Genomic DNA, 17646 nt, shown 5'->3' with positions numbered 1-17646 from the left:
AGTGTTAATATTAATATTGCTATTACAATATCGCGATAGTTATATAATTATTGGATATTGGAGAGTGTTAATATATACTATGTGCCGGAGTTGATAGAGCATACATATTATAAAGTATAGTATGCTCTATTTTACTATAAAGGCAGGTGAGTGTATGAACTCGATTAATATTTATAATCTCACAAGAGTTAGTGATAATGAGGATTTTGCTGAGTATGAATATATTTTGTCGGGGAGAAAAGATTTTCAGAGGACAAGGATAAGAGAGAAAGAGTCACTTATTATTCTTGTAAGGGAATTGATTAAAGCTGGTGCAAGGTTAGAGGATCTGGATAACTATTTCTATTCATATACGATTGCACATATAAGCAAGGAATTTGATTTATTAAGGATTTCATCTAACAGAAAAAGTATTCTTAATATAGAACTTAAAAGTGAAGATGTAGGAGAGGATAGAATAAAGCAGCAGCTTGTAAGAAACAGATATTACCTTAGTCCAGTAACTACTAATATATATTCGTATACATTTATTCTAAATACCAATACATTATATAGATTAGAACTATGTGACGATACATATACACTTGTTATGGCTGATTTTACAGAGCTTGTGGCTGATATAAGAATGATAAAGAAGTGTATGAAATACAATATCGAAAGTCTGTTCAAAGCTAAAGACTATCTTATATCGCCAGTTAATGCACCAGAAAGGTTTGCAAGACACCAGTATTTTCTTACGAACCAGCAGGAGGCTATGAGCAGGAAGTTCCTTAACAGCCTTATTAATAATAGTGAAGTAAGATATTATTCAATAAAGGGTGAAGCTGGAACAGGAAAGACACTTCTTCTGTATGATACAGTGCGTAAGCTTCCAAAAGAACTATCTAAATGTATAATACACTTTGGCAGAAGGACACCTAATATAGATATATTGCAGAATACCATTAGTAACACTACAATAATAACCTCTAAAGAATTTGTCAATGAAGATAATATCAAAGATTATGATTATGTGCTTGTAGATGAAACACAGCGAATGCACGATGACCAGTTTGAGTGGCTTAAGGAATGTAATGCCAGCAGGATTATTATGTTCTATGACTGTGACCAGGTATTATCAAGACATGAACAGTTAAGGGCAATGGACAAAAGAATAGAAGAATTATCAGAAGTGAAATATTTTCTTTCAGATAAGATAAGAACCAATCCAGAACTTGCGGAATTTGTGCGTAATTTATTTGATCTTACCAAGCACGGCAGGGGCTATGAGTATGATTGTGTAACAATTGCCTATGCCAACAGTATTAATGAATTTAAAAAGCTTAAAGCATATTACAGGGCAAAGCAGTACATTTACATAGATTATGAGAAGTCATATAAAGATATTAATGAAAGATATAAGACAAGGCAGTTCAATGCCTACCGTTATATAGGAAAAGAATTCGATAAGGTGCTTACAGTTATAGATGGCAAATTCCGTTATAACGAGTACGGGGAATTAGTTGCTGATGTAGAAGACAATACTGATGATATATTAGAAAAGCTTCTGTATCAGGGGGTTACAAGAGCAAGAGATAAGCTGTGCATAATTGTACTTGATAATAAAGAAGTATTTGAGAAGCTGCTTGAGATAAAGAGTGGAATTAACAGAGAATATATAGACTGATTAACAGGCACGAAGCCTTCCTTTAAGAATAACATATATTAAGGATATATCTTGCTTAAAGATGTATTCTTACACAAGGTATATCCTTTATATGTATATAAAGGAGGTGGTATGTCTTATGATAAAAAGTCCGAAATTTACACATAGCAAGAAGGACAATAATAAAGCACAGGGCAGAAGTACACATTTAACAGCTATTGTTGTATCGCTTGTTCTTAGTATAATAATGATTACCATAAGCGTGTTTAATGTAAGTGCAGTTGTGATAGATGTAAGCAGTCACGATGGTCTGATAGACTGGAACAGGATAGAGGAGCATGTAGAAGGTGTCATAATAAGAATTGGTTATGGTAATGATATTGAAGGACAAGATGATAAGCAGGCAATCCGTAATATGAATGAATGTGAGCGGCTTGGAATACCTTATGGTGTATATATATACAGTTATGCACTTACAAGTGATGAAGTGACATCTGAGATTAATCATACACTAAGAATGTTGCAGGGGCGAAGTCCTGTCCGTGGCGTATGGTTTGATATGGAAGATGCAGACGGATACAAGGAGAGTAATGGACTTGATGTATACAAAGATGGTGAGCTTTTAACGGATTTTTGTATACAATTTATTGAAGCTATGGATAAAGAAGGCTATAAGACAGGCGTATATGCTAACTATAATTATTATAAAAATGTACTGAATTTGGAGCGGCTTGCGAATACCAGAGGTTTTAATATGTGGCTTGCACACTGGGGTATAGAAGAACCTGGTATGGATTGTATGATGTGGCAGTTTGGAGCATACTTAATAGATGGGCACGAATTTGATGGCAATATATTTTATGCAGATTACAGCTCACCATTTAAAGATAGACCAGATACAGACGATAACGGAGAGAATATAGAACGTATAGATAAAGCTGCTGGAAGTTCTGCAATTGAAGCAGTAAATGTTGATACCAATGTAAATGTAATCTACAGGGCACAGATTAGAGGCAGTTACTGGCTTCCTGAGGTAGTTAATGATGAAGATTATGCAGGAATACAGGGGACTGGAATAACTGGAATAACCTTATCAACTGATAAAGGTTATGCTGTATACAGAGTATATGCCGGTGGCAGGTGGCTTTCATATGTTGACAGCAGAAATTCAGATATTAATGACTATTATAATGGTTATGCAGGAAATGGAGCTGAGATTGAGGCGGTTGAAGTGTATTATTATACACCGGCATCATTGCTTATAAATGAAGCGACACCATATGCAACATTAAAAGACGGAAGATATCATTATGCGTACTACAGGGTAAGCAGAAAGAATATGGATTATTATTCTTATCAGACAGACAATGAAACAGACAATGGACAGGACGGTTATGCAGGCATTATAGGCAGGAAGATAGACCGGTTCCAGATAATTATAAAATAAATATTTATGGATACAGAATATTTGGCATAATATTTACAATATTGGCAATATTATAAGATGATAAGTCAGTACATTCTTTATAAGAAGTGTTCTGGGGTGTGCTGACATAGTATTGTATAGGCCAGGATTTTTATGAAAGGTCAGGAATATTGTAAAGGAGTCAGCACATATATGAGTGAAGATAGTGATAATAAAGATGGACAGGTTGTGCTTGAGGATAAAAATGGAAAGAAGATTAAGCTAATTACAATAATAGGTGAGATAGAAGGACACGATAATCTTCCAGCTGCAAGCAAGACAACCAAGTATGAACATCTGCTTCCACAGCTTGCTGCGGTGGAAAATGATGATGCAATAGGTGGAGTATTATTTTTAATGAATACGGTCGGAGGAGATGTAAGTGCAGGGCTTGCATTGTCCGAAATGATTGCGTCAATGCACAAGCCAACGGTATCTCTTGTTATAGGAGATTCCCACAGTATAGGTGTTCCTCTTGCTGTAAGCACAGATTATTCATTTATTGTTCCAACAGCTACAATGATAGTACATCCGGTGAGAATGAATGGAAATATAATAGGTGCAAGACAGACTTATGATTATTTTGAACGCATACAGAAAAGGATTGTCTCATTTATTGCAAGAAAAAGCGACACAAAAGAAAAAGAAGTAGAGAATATGATGATGAATACAGAAATGCTTACAAAGGATCTGGGAACAATTCTTGTAGGAGAAGATGCAGTGAAAGCCGGGCTTATTAATGAAGTAGGCGGAATAAGCCACGCATTCAATAAGATAAAAGAGCTTATGAACAAAGAAGAGTAAATAAAAGGCAATCAACATATGCGGAACAATAATAGAAGACAATGAACATATACAGAAGAATAAATAGAAGAACAATAAAGATATGCAGAATAGTAAACATATGCAGAAATGAGGATTATGATGACACAAAGCACACAGCCAGATAACAAATGTAATATATGCCCAAGGCGTTGTAATATTGACAGAACACATAATAAAGGTTATTGTCTTATGAATGATAAAATTATGGCGGCAAGGGCTGCACTTCATATGTGGGAAGAACCCTGCATATCAGGAGAGCGTGGAAGTGGTGCTATATTCTTTTCGGGCTGTACATTAAGATGTGTATTCTGTCAGAATCACGATATAGCTTCTGCAAAGGTTGGAAAGGAATTATCTGTAGATGAGCTGAGCGATGTTATGCTTCGTCTGCAGGATAATAAGGCTGATAATATTAATCTTGTAACGCCAACACATTTTACAATTCCAATAATAAAGGCAATAGAAAAGGCAAGAAATAAAGGACTTAGAATACCGGTTGTATACAATACAAGTGCATATGAAAATGTTGAAACATTAAGAATGTTAGATGGCATAGTGGATGTATATCTGCCGGATTTTAAATATATGGACAGCAGGCTTTCACAGCAGTATTCATATGCTGCAGATTATACAGAAACTGCGAAGAAAGCATTAGAAGAAATGATAAGACAGACAGGTAAGCCGGTATTCTTTACAGCAGAAGATGAACTCGTAAAAGAGGGGTATGTTGAAGAGCAGATTATGAAGAGAGGTGTCATAGTAAGACATCTTCTTCTGCCTGCGTGTGTGAAAGACTCCAAGGCTGTAATCAAGTACCTGTATGATACATATAAAGATGACATATACATAAGCATTATGAACCAGTACACACCGATAAACAGAATTAAGGAATACGATAATCTTAACAGGAGGGTCACTAAGAAAGAATATGATGAGGTTGTAGATTATGCCATTGAATTAGGTGTTGTCAACGGCTTTATACAAGAGGGCGGTACAGCAGATGAAAGCTTTATTCCAGAATTTGATTATACTGGATTATTATGATAAAGTATAAGACAGTTGAAATGGAGGCATATTATGCGATGTGAGAGTGGTAACCCTTGTATTATGGGGTGTAACAGGATAGAAAATGGATATAATTTTGCTTATGATTGTAGTACGGATACGGATATAAAACTATGCTTTTTTGATAGGGATACTCTTGAATTAAAAGAGGAAATTCCGTTAAAAAAAAGAATGGGGACAGTATATTCTGTATGTGTGTGTGATGATAATATAGAGAGAATGTTGTATTGTTACAAGGCTGATGATGAATATATTGTTGATCCTTATGCCAAGGCGGTTACAGGCTGTGAAGTATTTGGAGTTGAGCAAGAAAATACATTACATTTAAGTCCGGTAAAGCTTGAAAGCTTTAATTGGGAAGGTGATGTGCCACTGCATCTGCCATATAATGACTGTGTTTTTTATAAGCTTAATGTGCGTGGATTTACAAAAAGCAGGTCATCAAAGGTAAAGGCAAAGGGGACATTCAGGGGGATTGTAGAGAAAATACCATATCTTAAGGAACTTGGTATTACTACGCTTGAATTTATGCCGGCATATGAATTTGATGAGGCATACAGATTTCCTCAATTCATAGACAGCAGTGAATATTTAAGATATGGTGTGATAAAAGGAAGCATTTATAATAATACTGTTACTAAAAAGGCAGAAAAGCTTAACTGCTGGGGCTATACCAAGGCATTTTATTATGCACCTAAGGCATCTTACAGTATACCAGCAGAGGATAATATTAGTGAAAAGGCAGGTAAATATAATGATTACACGACAGAATTCAAGAATATGGTAAAATGCCTGCATAATAACGGAATTGAAGTTGTGATGGAATTCTTCTTTGACGGTGTTAAAACGGCATATATTCTTGAATGCGTGAGGTACTGGGTAAGGGAATACCATATAGACGGAGTGCACCTGTACTGTGATGAACATTCCCTAAATGTGCTGGCAGCAGATCCACAGCTTGCAGATACAAAGATAATTACTGTCGGCTGGAATTCAGACAGGGGTACATATAAGCATATGGCAAGCTGTAATAATGATGCACAGAATACGATAAGGCGTTATTTAAAAGGTGATGAGGATATGTTAAGGCCATTTATTAATATGGCAGGTGCTAATCCATATAATGCTGCGGTTATCAATTATGTGGCAAGTAATAATGGCTTTACACTGTATGATCTGGTGAGCTACGACCGCAAGCATAACGAGCTTAATGGCGAGAATAATAGAGATGGTGAGAATTATAATTTCAGCTGGAATTGCGGCGAAGAAGGCAGTACGAGAAAGCTTAAGGTAAGACAGTTAAGAATTAAGCAGATTAAAAATGCTCTTGTTATGGTTATATTATCGCAGGGTACGCCGCTTATTCTTGCGGGAGATGAATTTATGAACACCCAGCAGGGAAATAATAACCCTTATTGCATAGATAGTGAGCTTTCGTGGGTGAACTGGAGAACAAGCAATGATTCAATGCAGATATTGGAATGGACTAAGAAGCTTATTGGCTTAAGAAAGAAATATGGTATTCTTCACAGCAGGGAAAGTCTTTCGTTAAGTGACTCCAAATCATTAGGTTATCCGGATATGTCATATCACGGAGGCAATGCGTGGTATGCTGATATGGAGAATTATTGCAGGCAGATAGGAATTATGTATTGCAATTCCTACGCAGATGATAAGTCAAGAAGCCTTATATACATAGCTTATAATATGCATTGGGAAAAGCACAATCTTGCCCTGCCAAAGGTTGAGGGAAGCAGCAACTTTAAGATAATAGCAGCCACGAATGATGGGCAGGATAAAGCATTTATTGATAAAGAAGCAAGAAGCGTCTGTGTACCGGAAAGAAGCATAGCAATCCTTGTGGCAGAATATCAAGAAAAGAAAAAAGCCAGAATTATTAAGAAAAGATACTAAAAGTTATAATATCCGGAAAGGAAAAAGTTAAAATGGATTACACAAAGCTTAATGAATTAAAGAGCCAGTATGGAGATTATGAGGAAGTATTTAATTCAGGAGATTATGATAAAGCGGCAGATATACTTATGAAGGTGTTAGATGTCATAGAGCTTGAATACGAAGATAAAAGAAAAGCTGGTATGCTGGATAATGATCTTAATGTAAGAAAGTCAGAAGGTACGGATACAATATGGCTGTGTACTAATCATATTATGGAATATTATATATATGCGTGCTATTTTGAGCCACAGCAAGAAATACTTATGCCAGAGCTTCCAATTGCAGAATATTACAGGACTTATGCTGATTTATGCGTGAAGCTTCAAAAGTACAAGAGGGCAGAAGACGCCTATAAGAAAGCACTATGCTGGAATCCGGTTGATTTGGATTCATATCTTGGGCTTGCAGAATGTTACAAATACCTTAATATGATGTCAAGATACCTTGATGTCACTAAGCAGGCATATAGATTTTGCTGTACAAGGGCAACTATGGCAAGGTATTACAGAAATATGGGCTTTTATTATCTTTCATCATACAACACAGATATGGCAAAGGCGTGCTACACATACAGTAATATCTATTACCACACAGATAATGCAGATTCAGAGCTTAATTATATAGAAAATGCACTTAAGGAAGCCAAAGATAAGGGCGTAACTAAGGATGATAAAGAATATGATATCCGCACAATGCAGGCAATGTTTGATAAAGAAAATGTTGAGCCGGGCCCGGACTCTAAGACGATCGGTATTGTATACAGGGTTGGAGAGTTAATGCTTAAGGATAAGGAATATGCACTTGCAAAGGATTGTTTTTCTATTGTATATGATATAACTAATGAACAACAGCTTGAAGGAGTACTTGCAGAGTTAGACAGATGTCTTGAAAATGCGTAATTTATGAATTAAGCTTATGAATTAAAATCGTTATGTGCACAAAGCAGGAACAGAAATGATGATTAAAATGGAGAAGAATATGGATTTAAAAAACAAGTATGACAGCATAATATTTGACCTTGACGGAACATTATGGAACTCATCAAAGCCTATATGTGAAGCGTGGAATATTATATTAGACAGACATAAAGAGATAGTAAGAGAGCCTATAACAATAGAAGAACTGGGACAGTGTATGGGACTTCCTATGTATGATATTGCGGCAAAGCTGTTTCCTGATGAGAAGGAAGAAGTAAGAAATGCACTTATGGACGAGCTGTGCGAATTTGAAAATGGATATCTTGAAAAGATGGGTGGAGTGCTATTTCCAGAGCTTGAGGCAACACTTAAAGAGCTTAAGACAAAATATCCATTGTATATAGTAAGCAACTGTCAGGACGGATATATTGAAGCATTTATAAAGGCACATAAGCTTGAAAAATATTTTAGTGATACAGAGTGCTGGGGCAGAACAAGAGCACCAAAGGCAGTAAGCAACAGAACACTTATAGAAAGAAATAATCTTAGCAATCCGGTATATGTCGGTGATACAGCAGGTGATGCCAATGCGGCAAGGGAAGCTGAAATAGACTTTATATATGCCGAGTATGGTTTTGGTGAAGTTGAACCTTCTTTATATGTTGGGGTAATAGACAGCTTTAAAGAGCTTAAAGATATTCTTTTGTAATTATATTACCTGAAAAGTAACCTTGAGTGGCTAAAGACTATATTTAAAAAAATTCTGCTATAATTATTTTATGTATTAATATTAAGGTATTATATATTTTGTACGATATATTATTCGTAAATAATAAGCCGTAAGCTTATACGGCTGACCAATGAAATATATAATAACACGGATGTTAAATATACGCTACGGATGGCACTTTTTATCAGTGCCATCTTTTTTTGGAATGTCCAGGGAGGTAAGTATGAATACACAAGATAAACAGATTAACTCAGCAGTAAATAGCTGCCGTATGGCATTGTACAACAATAATAAATCCAAAGGCACGAGCAAAACTACAAGGCTTATCAATAATCTTTTTAAAAAGTATAGAAAAGATTATGCAGAAAATGAGGATAAGAGTGCTAAGATTGATACATTATCTATAGGTTTGCAGTTAAAGGAAGCGGTTGATTCTATATTTGACCCGACAACCGGAATGAGTGAAGAAGAAAAAAAGAAATTCGTACAGAAGCTGTACCGTAAGTTAGAGTCAGGTAAGAAGCTTAGTGCAGACGAAATGCAGTATTTAAGAAAGAACGACCCTGTGACTTATGCCAAGGCGGCAAAGGTTCAGGTATTAAGAGAGTCGTTAAAGAAACAACTTAAAAGTGCTACGTCAAAGGAAAAAGCGGCAGACATATATACACAGGCTATGTCAAGAATAAGTGAGGATGACCCAGCCAGGAAAGAAATTATGGCAGCATATGATGATGTATATAAGGAGTTCAGAAAGTCTGATGAGTATAAAGCACTTCCTAATACAGAGAAAGAGGCAAAGGAAAAGGCAGCTAATAATAAAAATAAAAATGCACAGGGCTGGGAAGAAAAAGAAGATAATGATACAGAAATGCCCATTGGAAATATTGATGAAGTGGAAAAATTGATGTAGTGGAAAAATTTGATTTTTGGGGTTGACGTATTGGTTAGTTAGTGCTATCATAACTTCAACATTTTAATACACTAAAGTCTGCGAACAAGATAGTACTTTATGAAGGAACATTACAGAGAGCCGGCGGTGATGGAAAGCTGGTATGGGAGTCATAAAGGAATGGGCTTGGGAGATGCACAGATTAACAGCGTAACAGCCTAGTAGTCTGTGACGTGTCCTCACGTTATAGAGGGAGGATATAATAGTATCCGATAATGAGATAAGTATATTTTAATAACATTATATGTATAACAGCTTATAGTTATATTATAATTATAACACTGTATATGATTGCCATATATGCTGTATATACATATAATGGTAATATGAATTATTCGGTTTCACTTAAAGGCTTGTAAAGCATTTGATGTGTATATAATATGCACAGCATAAGTGATATAATATATTATGATATGTAGTTGAATGTACTTGTGAATAAGGGTGGCACCACGAGATTTATCGTCCCTGACAGGAATGTCCTGTCGGGGACTTTTTTGTGTGATAGGAATCTCTTTACATAATAAATTTTAAGCGATAAGAAAAAGTCTGATATCTGACAGGAAGATTAATAAGAAGTGAGGATTGGTGTATGAGAAGATTAAAAGCATACAAAAAGACAGTAAGTATTGTTAATGAATCAGCTATTGAGCTTTATAAGGGGCTTGGAAGAGAAAAGAAGGGCTTTCTTATGGAGAGTAATGATAAGGAAAATGGCAGATACACATTTATGGGAGTTGACCCACAGGAGGTTATCCAGTCAGATAAGGACAGTCTTGTAATTACTAAATCAGACGGAAGCAGGGAAGTAAGAAAAGGTAATCCGCTTGTAAGATTAAAGGAATATTTCGATGAATTTGAAATAATAAAAGATGCAGAAGAACTTGAATTCATGGGAGGACTTGTTGGAAGTCTTGGATATGATTATATAAGATATACAGAGAATCTCCCAGATGATAATGAAGATGAGATAGGCATAGAAACAATACAGCTTATGTTAGCTTCAAAGTTCATAGCAATCGACCACGAGGCTGAAACATTTACAGCAGTAGTTCTTGATGAAGATAGCAAAGAAGGCAGAGCAAGAGCATTAAAGGAAGCTGAGGAACTTATAAAGACAGCAAGAGAAGGCGTTGGTAAATATCATAACGAAGAGATTGATATGGAGCTTGATGGCCAGATTGTGAAAAAATCGGACACGATAGATGAATACAGCCAGAAGGTTGAGAAGATTAAGAATTATATAAAAGAAGGACACATTTTCCAGACAGTATTATCACAGAGATGGACAGTCAAGACAAAACAGACAGGTTTTAATCTTTACGAGAAGTTAAGAAAGCTTAACCCATCACCATACCTTTATTATTATAATTTTGGGGATTTTGAAATAATAGGAAGCTCACCAGAGATGATAGTAAAGCAGACAGATTCTAAAGTATATACCTGTCCTATAGCTGGAACAAGAAGACGTGGGAGAACTAAGGAGGAAGATATAGCATTAGAAGATGAGCTTCTTAGTGATGAGAAGGAAAGAGCAGAACATGTAATGCTTGTTGATCTTGCAAGAAATGACTGTGGTAAGATAAGTGAGTTAGGTTCAGTGAGAGTTTCAAAGTTTATGAATGTGCAGAGATACTCACACGTAATGCATATAGTATCGTTGGTAGAGGGAAGAAGAAATGGAGAATATCATCCTCTTGACCTTGTATCATCATTCCTTCCAGCAGGTACATTAAGCGGAGCACCTAAGATAAGGGCTATGGAGATTATAGATGAATTGGAAACTGTAAGACGGGGTCTTTATGGAGGAGCAACAGGTTACCTTGATTTTGGCGGTAATATGAATTTCTGTATTACAATAAGAACTATGATAAAGAAAGGTGACTATGTATATCTTCAGGCAGGAGCTGGAATTGTAGCAGACTCTAAGCCAGAGCTTGAATATATGGAGTGCTGTAATAAAGTTATGGCACTTGCCAAGACACTTGTTAAGGAGGAACAGTTATGATTCTTTTAATTGATAATTACGATTCATTTACATATAATCTTTATCAGTTTATAGGTATATTTAACAATGATATAAAGGTAGTAAGAAATGACAAGATAACAATAGAGGAGATTGAAGCGTTAGATCCAGAGTCAATAGTTATATCTCCCGGACCTAAGAGCCCTTTAGAGGCAGGCATAAGTGTTGAGGTGATAAAGCATTTTACAGGTAAGAAACCTATACTTGGCATATGCCTTGGACATCAGAGCATAGGTGTTGCATTTGGTGCAACAGTTTCATATGCCAGGCAGTTAATGCACGGCAAGCAGTCAGAGGTTATTCATAATGGAAGCAGTATATTTGAAGGAATTCCATCGCCTGTAAAGGTTGCAAGATATCATTCACTTGCGATTATAGAGGGTACACTTCCAGATGAGCTTGAGGTAATTGCAAGAACTGATGACGGAGAGATTATGGCAGTTAAGCATAGGAAATATCCGGTTGTCGGTTTACAGTTCCACCCTGAATCAATATATACTGAACACGGAAAAAGAATGATAGAGAATTTTGTTAATGGCAATATCTGATTAATAAATGTGTAGAAATGGAGATAATATGATTCTTGACGTTATTGTAGAAGATAAGAAGAAAAGACTTGTAGAACATAAAAATGCTATAAGTGAAGAGGATATGAAGCAGGAAGCACTTAATTTAAAAAGACAGAGCATAAGTTTTTATGATGCCTTAAGAAAGCAGGGTTTATCAATAATAGGAGAGTTTAAAAAGGCTTCTCCAAGCCACGGAAAGATGGATAATAAGATAGACCTGACTGAAAGAATAAGACAATATAGTGAGAGTGCAGATGCTATATCGTGTCTTACAGAGGAAGATCATTTTAATGGAAGCACAGAATATCTTAAGCAGATCAGAAGCCTGACTAATCTTCCGATTATAAGAAAAGATTTTATAATTGATGAATACCAGGTATATGAAGCTAAAGTTATAGGTGCAGATGCAATTCTTTTGATAGCCGCAATACTTGATGATAAGACATTCAAGAAGTTATATGATCTGGCATACAGTCTTGGACTTGATGTGCTGTGTGAAGTTCACGATGCGGAAGAAATGCAGCGTATGATAAATCTTGATGTTAAGATTATTGGAATTAATAACCGTAATTTAAAGACATTTGAAGTTAATCTTAATACGACTAAGAAGCTTTCAGATATGGTGACACCTAAGATGAGAGAAGAAGGAAAGATTCTTGTATCTGAGAGCGGGGTGGAAGGCAGTGAAGATGTTAAGCCGCTTGCTGACAGCAGGGCAGATGCGTTGCTTTGCGGAACAGTGCTTATGGAAGCACTTAATCCTAAAGAGCTTATAAGAGAATTTAAAGATACATACGATAAGGAGCTTTTAAAGGCAAAAAAATAGCTTCTCCTGTTGAAGTGAAGATATGCGGGCTTACAAGTGAAGCAGACGCGGGACTTCTTATAAAATATGGTGCTGATTATGGCGGTGTTGTTGTATTTTATCCAAAGAGCAAAAGAGATGTAACAATAAAAGAAGCTAAGATAATAGTTGATATATTGAAAAAATCAGACATAAAAGCTGTAGCTGTTACAGTATCACCAACAGTGGAACAATTGTATAAAATACAGGAAGCAGGTTTTGATTATATTCAAATTCACGGCACACTTGAAAAGGCTGTATATGAGGCAGACACAATTCCGATTATAAGGGCAGTTAATATATCAGATAACAATAATGCAGATAAAACTGACGACATAATTAATACAGTTAAGGAACAGGTTGAAAAAAGTCAGAAGCTTGATAAAGTTGCTGGAATACTTCTTGATGCAGGTGTTCCGGGTTCGGGTAAGACGTTTGACTGGAACAGTATTAAAGAGCTTGAGATAACAGAAAAGAAGTTATTTCTTGCGGGGGGGCTTAACAGTGGCAATGTTGCGGCGGCAGTTAAATGCGTACAGCCTGATGTTGTTGATATAAGCTCTGGTGTTGAATATGAAGATGTGCTTATTAAAGGCAAAGATGAAAGTAAAGTCAAAGCATTTATAAATGCTGTTAATAATTAACAGTGTAGATTTATGGTATAAAGCCAGAAAAGCTTATCAAAGCTTGCTGGGTGTAATATTTAATTAAAGGAAAAGAGGAACAATTATGCAGGATAACAGATATTATGGAGAGTTTGGCGGACAGTATGTGTCTGAATCATTAATGAATACACTTAATGAGTTAGAGAAGGCATTTGATGAGGCTATTAAAGATCCTCAGTTCATAAAAGAATATATGTACTATCTTAAAGAGTATGTAGGAAGAGAAACACCTTTATATTATGCAGAGAGAATAAGCGAGAAGTATGGTGCTAAGATATATCTTAAAAGAGAAGATTTAAACCATACAGGAGCACATAAGATTAACAATGTTATAGGTCAGATACTTCTTGCTAAGAGAATGGGAAAGACTAAGGTTATAGCTGAGACAGGTGCTGGACAGCACGGCGTTGCAATAGCTACAGGAGCAGCACTTTTTGGAATGGAATGTACAGTATATATGGGTGCTGAAGATATAGAAAGGCAGTCACTTAATGTATTCAGAATGGAAATGCTTGGTGCAAAGGTTCAGGCAGTAACGACAGGAAGTGCAACACTTAAGGATGCAACTAACGAAGCTATAAGAACGTGGGCTGAGAGAGCGGAGGATACATTTTATATAATCGGTTCAGCTGTAGGTCCTCATCCATATCCTAAAATGGTTAAAGAGTTCCAAAGAATAATATCAACAGAGGCAAGAAAACAGATATTAGAAAAGGAAGGACGACTTCCTGATGCAGTAGTTGCCTGTGTTGGCGGCGGTTCTAATTCAATAGGAATGTTTGCTGATTTTATAGATGATAAAGATGTAAAGCTTATCGGTGTTGAGGCAGGTGGACTTGGAATAGATACAGGAAAGCACGCTTCTGCTATGGCACTTGGAGAACCGGGCGTTCTTCATGGAATGAAGTCATATTTATTACAGGATGAGGCTGGTAATATCAAGCTTGCCCACAGTATATCAGCAGGTCTTGATTATCCGGGTGTAGGTCCGGAACATGCATATTTAAGAGACTCAGGAAGAGCAGAATATGTATCAATTACAGATGCTGAGTGTATGGATGCGTTAATGGAACTCTGCCGGATGGAAGGTATTATTCCAGCAATAGAGAGTGCCCACGCACTTGCCCACGTATTTAAAATGGCACAGGGAGAATACAAGGGAAAGATTATAGTAATGTGTCTTTCAGGACGTGGCGATAAGGATGTTCACACAGTAAAGAAATATCTTAATGGAGAGGAGACTAATAAATAATGAATAGAATAGAAGAAAAAATGACAGCCTTAAAGAATGAAGGAAGAAAGGCATTTATCACATATACAACAGCAGGGCTTCCAGATATGGAAACAACTAAGAAGATTATGTTCGCACAGCAGGAGGCAGGCATAGATGTTATGGAGCTTGGAATACCATTTTCTGACCCTGTAGCAGACGGACCGGTTATTCAGGCAGCATCTTATGAAGCAATACAGAAGGGTGCAACCTTAACAAAGATATTTACACTTATGAAAGAGGTAAGAAAAGAAGGACTTACTACACCTGTAGTGTTTATGATGTACTATAATACAGTTTACCATTACGGACTTGAAGAATTTGTCGAAATGTGTGCAGATTGCGGAGTGGACGGTCTTATTATACCAGACCTTCCATATGAGGAGCAGAAAGAGATTAATGCAGTGCTTGCAGAAAATGAAGCTGCACCAATTCTTATACAGCTCGTATCACCGGTATCTAAGCAGCGTATACCTATGATTGTTAATAATGCAAGAGGCTTTGTATACTGTGTATCACAGATGGGTGTTACAGGTAATGGTGCTAATTTCCATAAGCAGATAAGAGAGTATCTTTTGGAAGTTAAGAAGAACAGCCCTGTTCCGGTTATGATGGGATTTGGAATAAGAACAGCCGGGGACGTAGAGCCGCTTGAGGATATTATTGATGGTGCAATTGTTGGTTCACATTTTATCACTCTTATGAAAGAGAATAATTATGATGAAAATGTTATCAAAGAATATATAAGCTCTTTCAAGAAGGAGATGAATGAGTAAATATGGTTGTTAGTCTTGTAAGAACAGCGATACAGACAAAATGCAGATATGATAATGCCAGAATGACAGGAAATTATGAATGTGCGTATGCACTTGGTATTTTAACAAGTCAGGAGGGTGTTGAACCAGAAGGCACAATAACTGAATTAAAAAGCGTGTATGATAAGGTTATAAGTGGTATTTCAGCTATCCAGACTGACGATAAGAAGATACAGCAGTTAATTGCAATAACGTCTGATTATGAGGTTACAGATAAGTTTGATGAGCAGATGAATGAACTATATCATATGGGATACAACGATAAGAATATTTAAGCAGGTCTTGACTTATTAGGGTATATGAGGTATATTCTACAAATGTAATTAATTTATGAAGGATAGGTGGATGTTAACGATGACAGAATTGGTTAAGGTTGCAGACATTAACAAAGCACATAAGAATCCAATAGCTGAATTAGTTCAGATAGCATGTAAGTTTGACAGTCATATTGAGATTGAGGGCGAAGGAAAAAACATTAATGCAAAAAGTCTTATGGGGATTATGGCATTTGGATTAAAGGAAGGCATCGAGGTTAAAGTTACAGCTACTGGCAGTGATGAGAGTAATGCCACCGATGCAATTAGGAACTTTTTAACTTGTAATGATTAATTTATGGAGGATTTGATCATGGAAACTAAGGACATTTTTGGTAACGAGGCTAAGACAGAAGTTAAGACAGCAAAGAGTGCAGATGTTAAGAAGACCACTACAAGAAAGACACCTGCAAAGGCAGCAGCAAAAGAAACTGTTAAGGAAACTAAGAAAGAAGCAGCTAAGACTGTTGAGACAGTAAAGAAGGCAGCCGGGGAAACTAAGGAAGCAGCCAAGAAGGTTGAAGCTGATGTAAAGGCAACAGCTAAGAGTGTAGAGGCAGAAGTTAAGACAGCAGTCACAGCTAAGAAGGCAGCAGTTAAAAAGACAGCTTCTAAAGCAGCAGCTAAGACAGCAGCTAAGGCTGTTAAGGAAGTAAAGGCAAAGAAGCCAGCCATTAGAAAGACAACTAAGGCAGCTAAGAATACTTTTGATAAGGAGTTATTCTTCCAGTATGCTAATAAACAGGTTGATGAGGAAACTCTTGTTGCAAGAATAGTTGAAGATGCTAAGGAACAGAATGTAGAGATTAAGGAACTGAAAATGTACTTAAAGCCAGAAGATAATGCATGTTACTATGTTGCTAACGGCAATGTTGCAGGACGTGTTAATCTCTATTAATTCCAATTGATACATAATGTTAAAGGACTGTGGTGTATGTATGATGCCACAGTTCTTTTTTGTTCTTTATAAAGAATTTTAAAAGAAAATATTTTGAAAAAATTGTCGAATTGATGTATAATAATACTCAAGTTGGTAAAGTACACAGAAATGAGGAGTTATATGTTTGAAGTTAATGAAAAAGTTGTTTATGGAGTTGTAGGTGTATGTGAGATTGAACAGATAGGCAGACCACCTATAAAGGGAATTGACAAAGATTATTATTTTCTTCAGCCTGTATATGACACTAAAGGTATTATATATTCGCCAGTTGAGAATAACAAAGTTATGATTAGGAGCATAATTGGCAAGGATACCTGTATCAAGCTTATTGACCGTGCTAAGAATTGTAAGAAGGATGAGGCACTCAATGAAAAGATTCACCCATCCAGGTATGACGAGATGGTTAAATCACAGGACGTTATACAGCTTATGCACCTTGTAAGAGCTTTGTTTAACATAAAGAATGACAGAGCAAAGGAGTTAAGGAGAATGAAGTCGGCAGATAACCGTATGCTTGCAACAGCAAGAAAGCTTCTTTACGGAGAGATAGCAGCGGCTATGAATGAGGACTACACTGCAATGTCAGAGCAGATGGACAATTATCTGTCAGTGCTTTGATTTTAATCAGAGAAATCCTGTTTGATTAAATAATAT

The 17646-nt window shown here is 36.3% G+C and carries 18 protein-coding genes; all 18 read left to right on the top strand.

Going from position 1 to position 17646, the window contains the following annotated elements:
• Window positions 1–154 precede the first annotated feature (154 nt).
• The 18 genes from WMO14_RS03115 (at window position 155) to WMO14_RS03030 (ending at window position 17610) form a co-directional block, all read left to right on the top strand.
• Window positions 155–1666, top strand: a complete 1512-nt coding sequence (locus WMO14_RS03115) for a DNA/RNA helicase domain-containing protein (protein ID WP_349153249.1) — start codon at window positions 155–157, stop codon at window positions 1664–1666.
• A gap of 118 nt (window positions 1667–1784) precedes the next feature.
• A complete protein-coding gene (locus WMO14_RS03110) occupies window positions 1785–3092 on the top strand; it encodes a GH25 family lysozyme (protein ID WP_349153248.1) in 1308 nt (435 codons plus the stop codon).
• Between the two features lie 132 nt (window positions 3093–3224).
• Complete coding sequence (locus WMO14_RS03105) at window positions 3225–3914, top strand: ClpP family protease (protein ID WP_090139801.1); 690 nt, start codon at window positions 3225–3227, stop codon at window positions 3912–3914.
• 120 nt (window positions 3915–4034) lie between these two features.
• Complete coding sequence (locus WMO14_RS03100) at window positions 4035–4979, top strand: radical SAM protein (protein ID WP_055174184.1); 945 nt, start codon at window positions 4035–4037, stop codon at window positions 4977–4979.
• 33 nt (window positions 4980–5012) lie between these two features.
• A complete protein-coding gene (locus tag WMO14_RS03095) occupies window positions 5013–6914 on the top strand; it encodes an alpha-amylase (RefSeq protein WP_349153247.1) in 1902 nt (633 codons plus the stop codon).
• Window positions 6915–6946: 32 nt separating this feature from the next.
• Window positions 6947–7855, top strand: coding sequence for a hypothetical protein (locus WMO14_RS03090; RefSeq protein ID WP_349153246.1), 909 nt, complete (start codon window positions 6947–6949; stop codon window positions 7853–7855).
• Window positions 7856–7910: 55 nt separating this feature from the next.
• Window positions 7911–8582 (top strand): HAD family hydrolase, encoded by a 672-nt coding sequence (locus tag WMO14_RS03085; protein ID WP_022502148.1) that lies wholly within the window; start codon window positions 7911–7913, stop codon window positions 8580–8582.
• 244 nt (window positions 8583–8826) lie between these two features.
• Entirely contained in the window at window positions 8827–9513 is a 687-nt protein-coding gene (locus tag WMO14_RS03080) for a hypothetical protein (RefSeq protein ID WP_349153245.1), read from the top strand.
• Window positions 9514–10141: 628 nt separating this feature from the next.
• Window positions 10142–11557: an anthranilate synthase component I gene (gene trpE / locus WMO14_RS03075; protein ID WP_349153244.1), complete on the top strand. Its 1416-nt coding sequence runs from the start codon at window positions 10142–10144 to the stop codon at window positions 11555–11557.
• Window positions 11554–12123, top strand: coding sequence for an anthranilate synthase component II (locus WMO14_RS03070; RefSeq protein ID WP_022502145.1), 570 nt, complete (start codon window positions 11554–11556; stop codon window positions 12121–12123). Before trpE ends, WMO14_RS03070 begins: the two co-directional genes overlap by 4 nt.
• Before the next feature lie 28 nt (window positions 12124–12151).
• The gene (gene trpC / locus WMO14_RS03065) at window positions 12152–12970 is read left to right on the top strand and encodes an indole-3-glycerol phosphate synthase TrpC (RefSeq protein ID WP_090139793.1); all 819 of its coding nucleotides are present in this window, start codon (window positions 12152–12154) and stop codon (window positions 12968–12970) included.
• A 14-nt stretch (window positions 12971–12984) separates the two neighbouring features.
• The gene (locus WMO14_RS03060) at window positions 12985–13632 is read left to right on the top strand and encodes a phosphoribosylanthranilate isomerase (RefSeq protein WP_349153243.1); all 648 of its coding nucleotides are present in this window, start codon (window positions 12985–12987) and stop codon (window positions 13630–13632) included.
• A gap of 85 nt (window positions 13633–13717) precedes the next feature.
• On the top strand, window positions 13718–14905 hold the full coding sequence (gene trpB / locus WMO14_RS03055; RefSeq protein WP_349153242.1) for a tryptophan synthase subunit beta: 1188 nt from the start codon (window positions 13718–13720) through the stop codon (window positions 14903–14905).
• Window positions 14905–15699, top strand: coding sequence for a tryptophan synthase subunit alpha (gene trpA, locus WMO14_RS03050; protein ID WP_349153241.1), 795 nt, complete (start codon window positions 14905–14907; stop codon window positions 15697–15699). Before trpB ends, trpA begins: the two co-directional genes overlap by 1 nt.
• A 2-nt stretch (window positions 15700–15701) precedes the next feature.
• Window positions 15702–16013: a DUF3837 family protein gene (locus tag WMO14_RS03045; protein ID WP_055174192.1), complete on the top strand. Its 312-nt coding sequence runs from the start codon at window positions 15702–15704 to the stop codon at window positions 16011–16013.
• 79 nt (window positions 16014–16092) lie between these two features.
• Window positions 16093–16347 (top strand): HPr family phosphocarrier protein, encoded by a 255-nt coding sequence (locus WMO14_RS03040; protein ID WP_090139820.1) that lies wholly within the window; start codon window positions 16093–16095, stop codon window positions 16345–16347.
• An 18-nt stretch (window positions 16348–16365) separates the two neighbouring features.
• Window positions 16366–16950, top strand: coding sequence for a DUF6465 family protein (locus WMO14_RS03035; RefSeq protein WP_349153240.1), 585 nt, complete (start codon window positions 16366–16368; stop codon window positions 16948–16950).
• 162 nt (window positions 16951–17112) lie between these two features.
• Window positions 17113–17610: a CarD family transcriptional regulator gene (locus WMO14_RS03030; RefSeq protein WP_022502137.1), complete on the top strand. Its 498-nt coding sequence runs from the start codon at window positions 17113–17115 to the stop codon at window positions 17608–17610.
• Window positions 17611–17646: the final 36 nt, after the last annotated feature.

This window comes from Lachnospira rogosae (ex Hitch et al. 2025), from assembly GCF_040096455.1.
GTDB lineage: Bacteria > Bacillota > Clostridia > Lachnospirales > Lachnospiraceae > Lachnospira > Lachnospira rogosae.
The sequence above is the reverse complement of the archived record's forward strand: the minus strand, read 5'-3'. Positions and strand labels throughout refer to the sequence as shown.

What these genes read in the sequence shown, in the direction of transcription:
- WMO14_RS03080 (WP_349153245.1), top strand. Translation starts at nt 8,827, where the DNA reads ATGAATACACAAGATAAACAGATTAACTCAGCAGTAAATAGCTGCCGT.
- WMO14_RS03040 (WP_090139820.1), top strand. Translation starts at nt 16,093, where the DNA reads ATGACAGAATTGGTTAAGGTTGCAGACATTAACAAAGCACATAAGAAT.
- WMO14_RS03110 (WP_349153248.1), top strand. Translation starts at nt 1,785, where the DNA reads ATGATAAAAAGTCCGAAATTTACACATAGCAAGAAGGACAATAATAAA.
- trpE (WP_349153244.1), top strand. Translation starts at nt 10,142, where the DNA reads ATGAGAAGATTAAAAGCATACAAAAAGACAGTAAGTATTGTTAATGAA.
- WMO14_RS03030 (WP_022502137.1), top strand. Translation starts at nt 17,113, where the DNA reads ATGTTTGAAGTTAATGAAAAAGTTGTTTATGGAGTTGTAGGTGTATGT.
- WMO14_RS03070 (WP_022502145.1), top strand. Translation starts at nt 11,554, where the DNA reads ATGATTCTTTTAATTGATAATTACGATTCATTTACATATAATCTTTAT.
- WMO14_RS03105 (WP_090139801.1), top strand. Translation starts at nt 3,225, where the DNA reads ATGAAAGGTCAGGAATATTGTAAAGGAGTCAGCACATATATGAGTGAA.
- WMO14_RS03100 (WP_055174184.1), top strand. Translation starts at nt 4,035, where the DNA reads ATGACACAAAGCACACAGCCAGATAACAAATGTAATATATGCCCAAGG.
- trpA (WP_349153241.1), top strand. Translation starts at nt 14,905, where the DNA reads ATGAATAGAATAGAAGAAAAAATGACAGCCTTAAAGAATGAAGGAAGA.
- trpC (WP_090139793.1), top strand. Translation starts at nt 12,152, where the DNA reads ATGATTCTTGACGTTATTGTAGAAGATAAGAAGAAAAGACTTGTAGAA.
- WMO14_RS03035 (WP_349153240.1), top strand. Translation starts at nt 16,366, where the DNA reads ATGGAAACTAAGGACATTTTTGGTAACGAGGCTAAGACAGAAGTTAAG.
- WMO14_RS03045 (WP_055174192.1), top strand. Translation starts at nt 15,702, where the DNA reads ATGGTTGTTAGTCTTGTAAGAACAGCGATACAGACAAAATGCAGATAT.
- WMO14_RS03115 (WP_349153249.1), top strand. Translation starts at nt 155, where the DNA reads ATGAACTCGATTAATATTTATAATCTCACAAGAGTTAGTGATAATGAG.
- WMO14_RS03095 (WP_349153247.1), top strand. Translation starts at nt 5,013, where the DNA reads ATGCGATGTGAGAGTGGTAACCCTTGTATTATGGGGTGTAACAGGATA.
- WMO14_RS03090 (WP_349153246.1), top strand. Translation starts at nt 6,947, where the DNA reads ATGGATTACACAAAGCTTAATGAATTAAAGAGCCAGTATGGAGATTAT.
- WMO14_RS03085 (WP_022502148.1), top strand. Translation starts at nt 7,911, where the DNA reads ATGATGATTAAAATGGAGAAGAATATGGATTTAAAAAACAAGTATGAC.
- trpB (WP_349153242.1), top strand. Translation starts at nt 13,718, where the DNA reads ATGCAGGATAACAGATATTATGGAGAGTTTGGCGGACAGTATGTGTCT.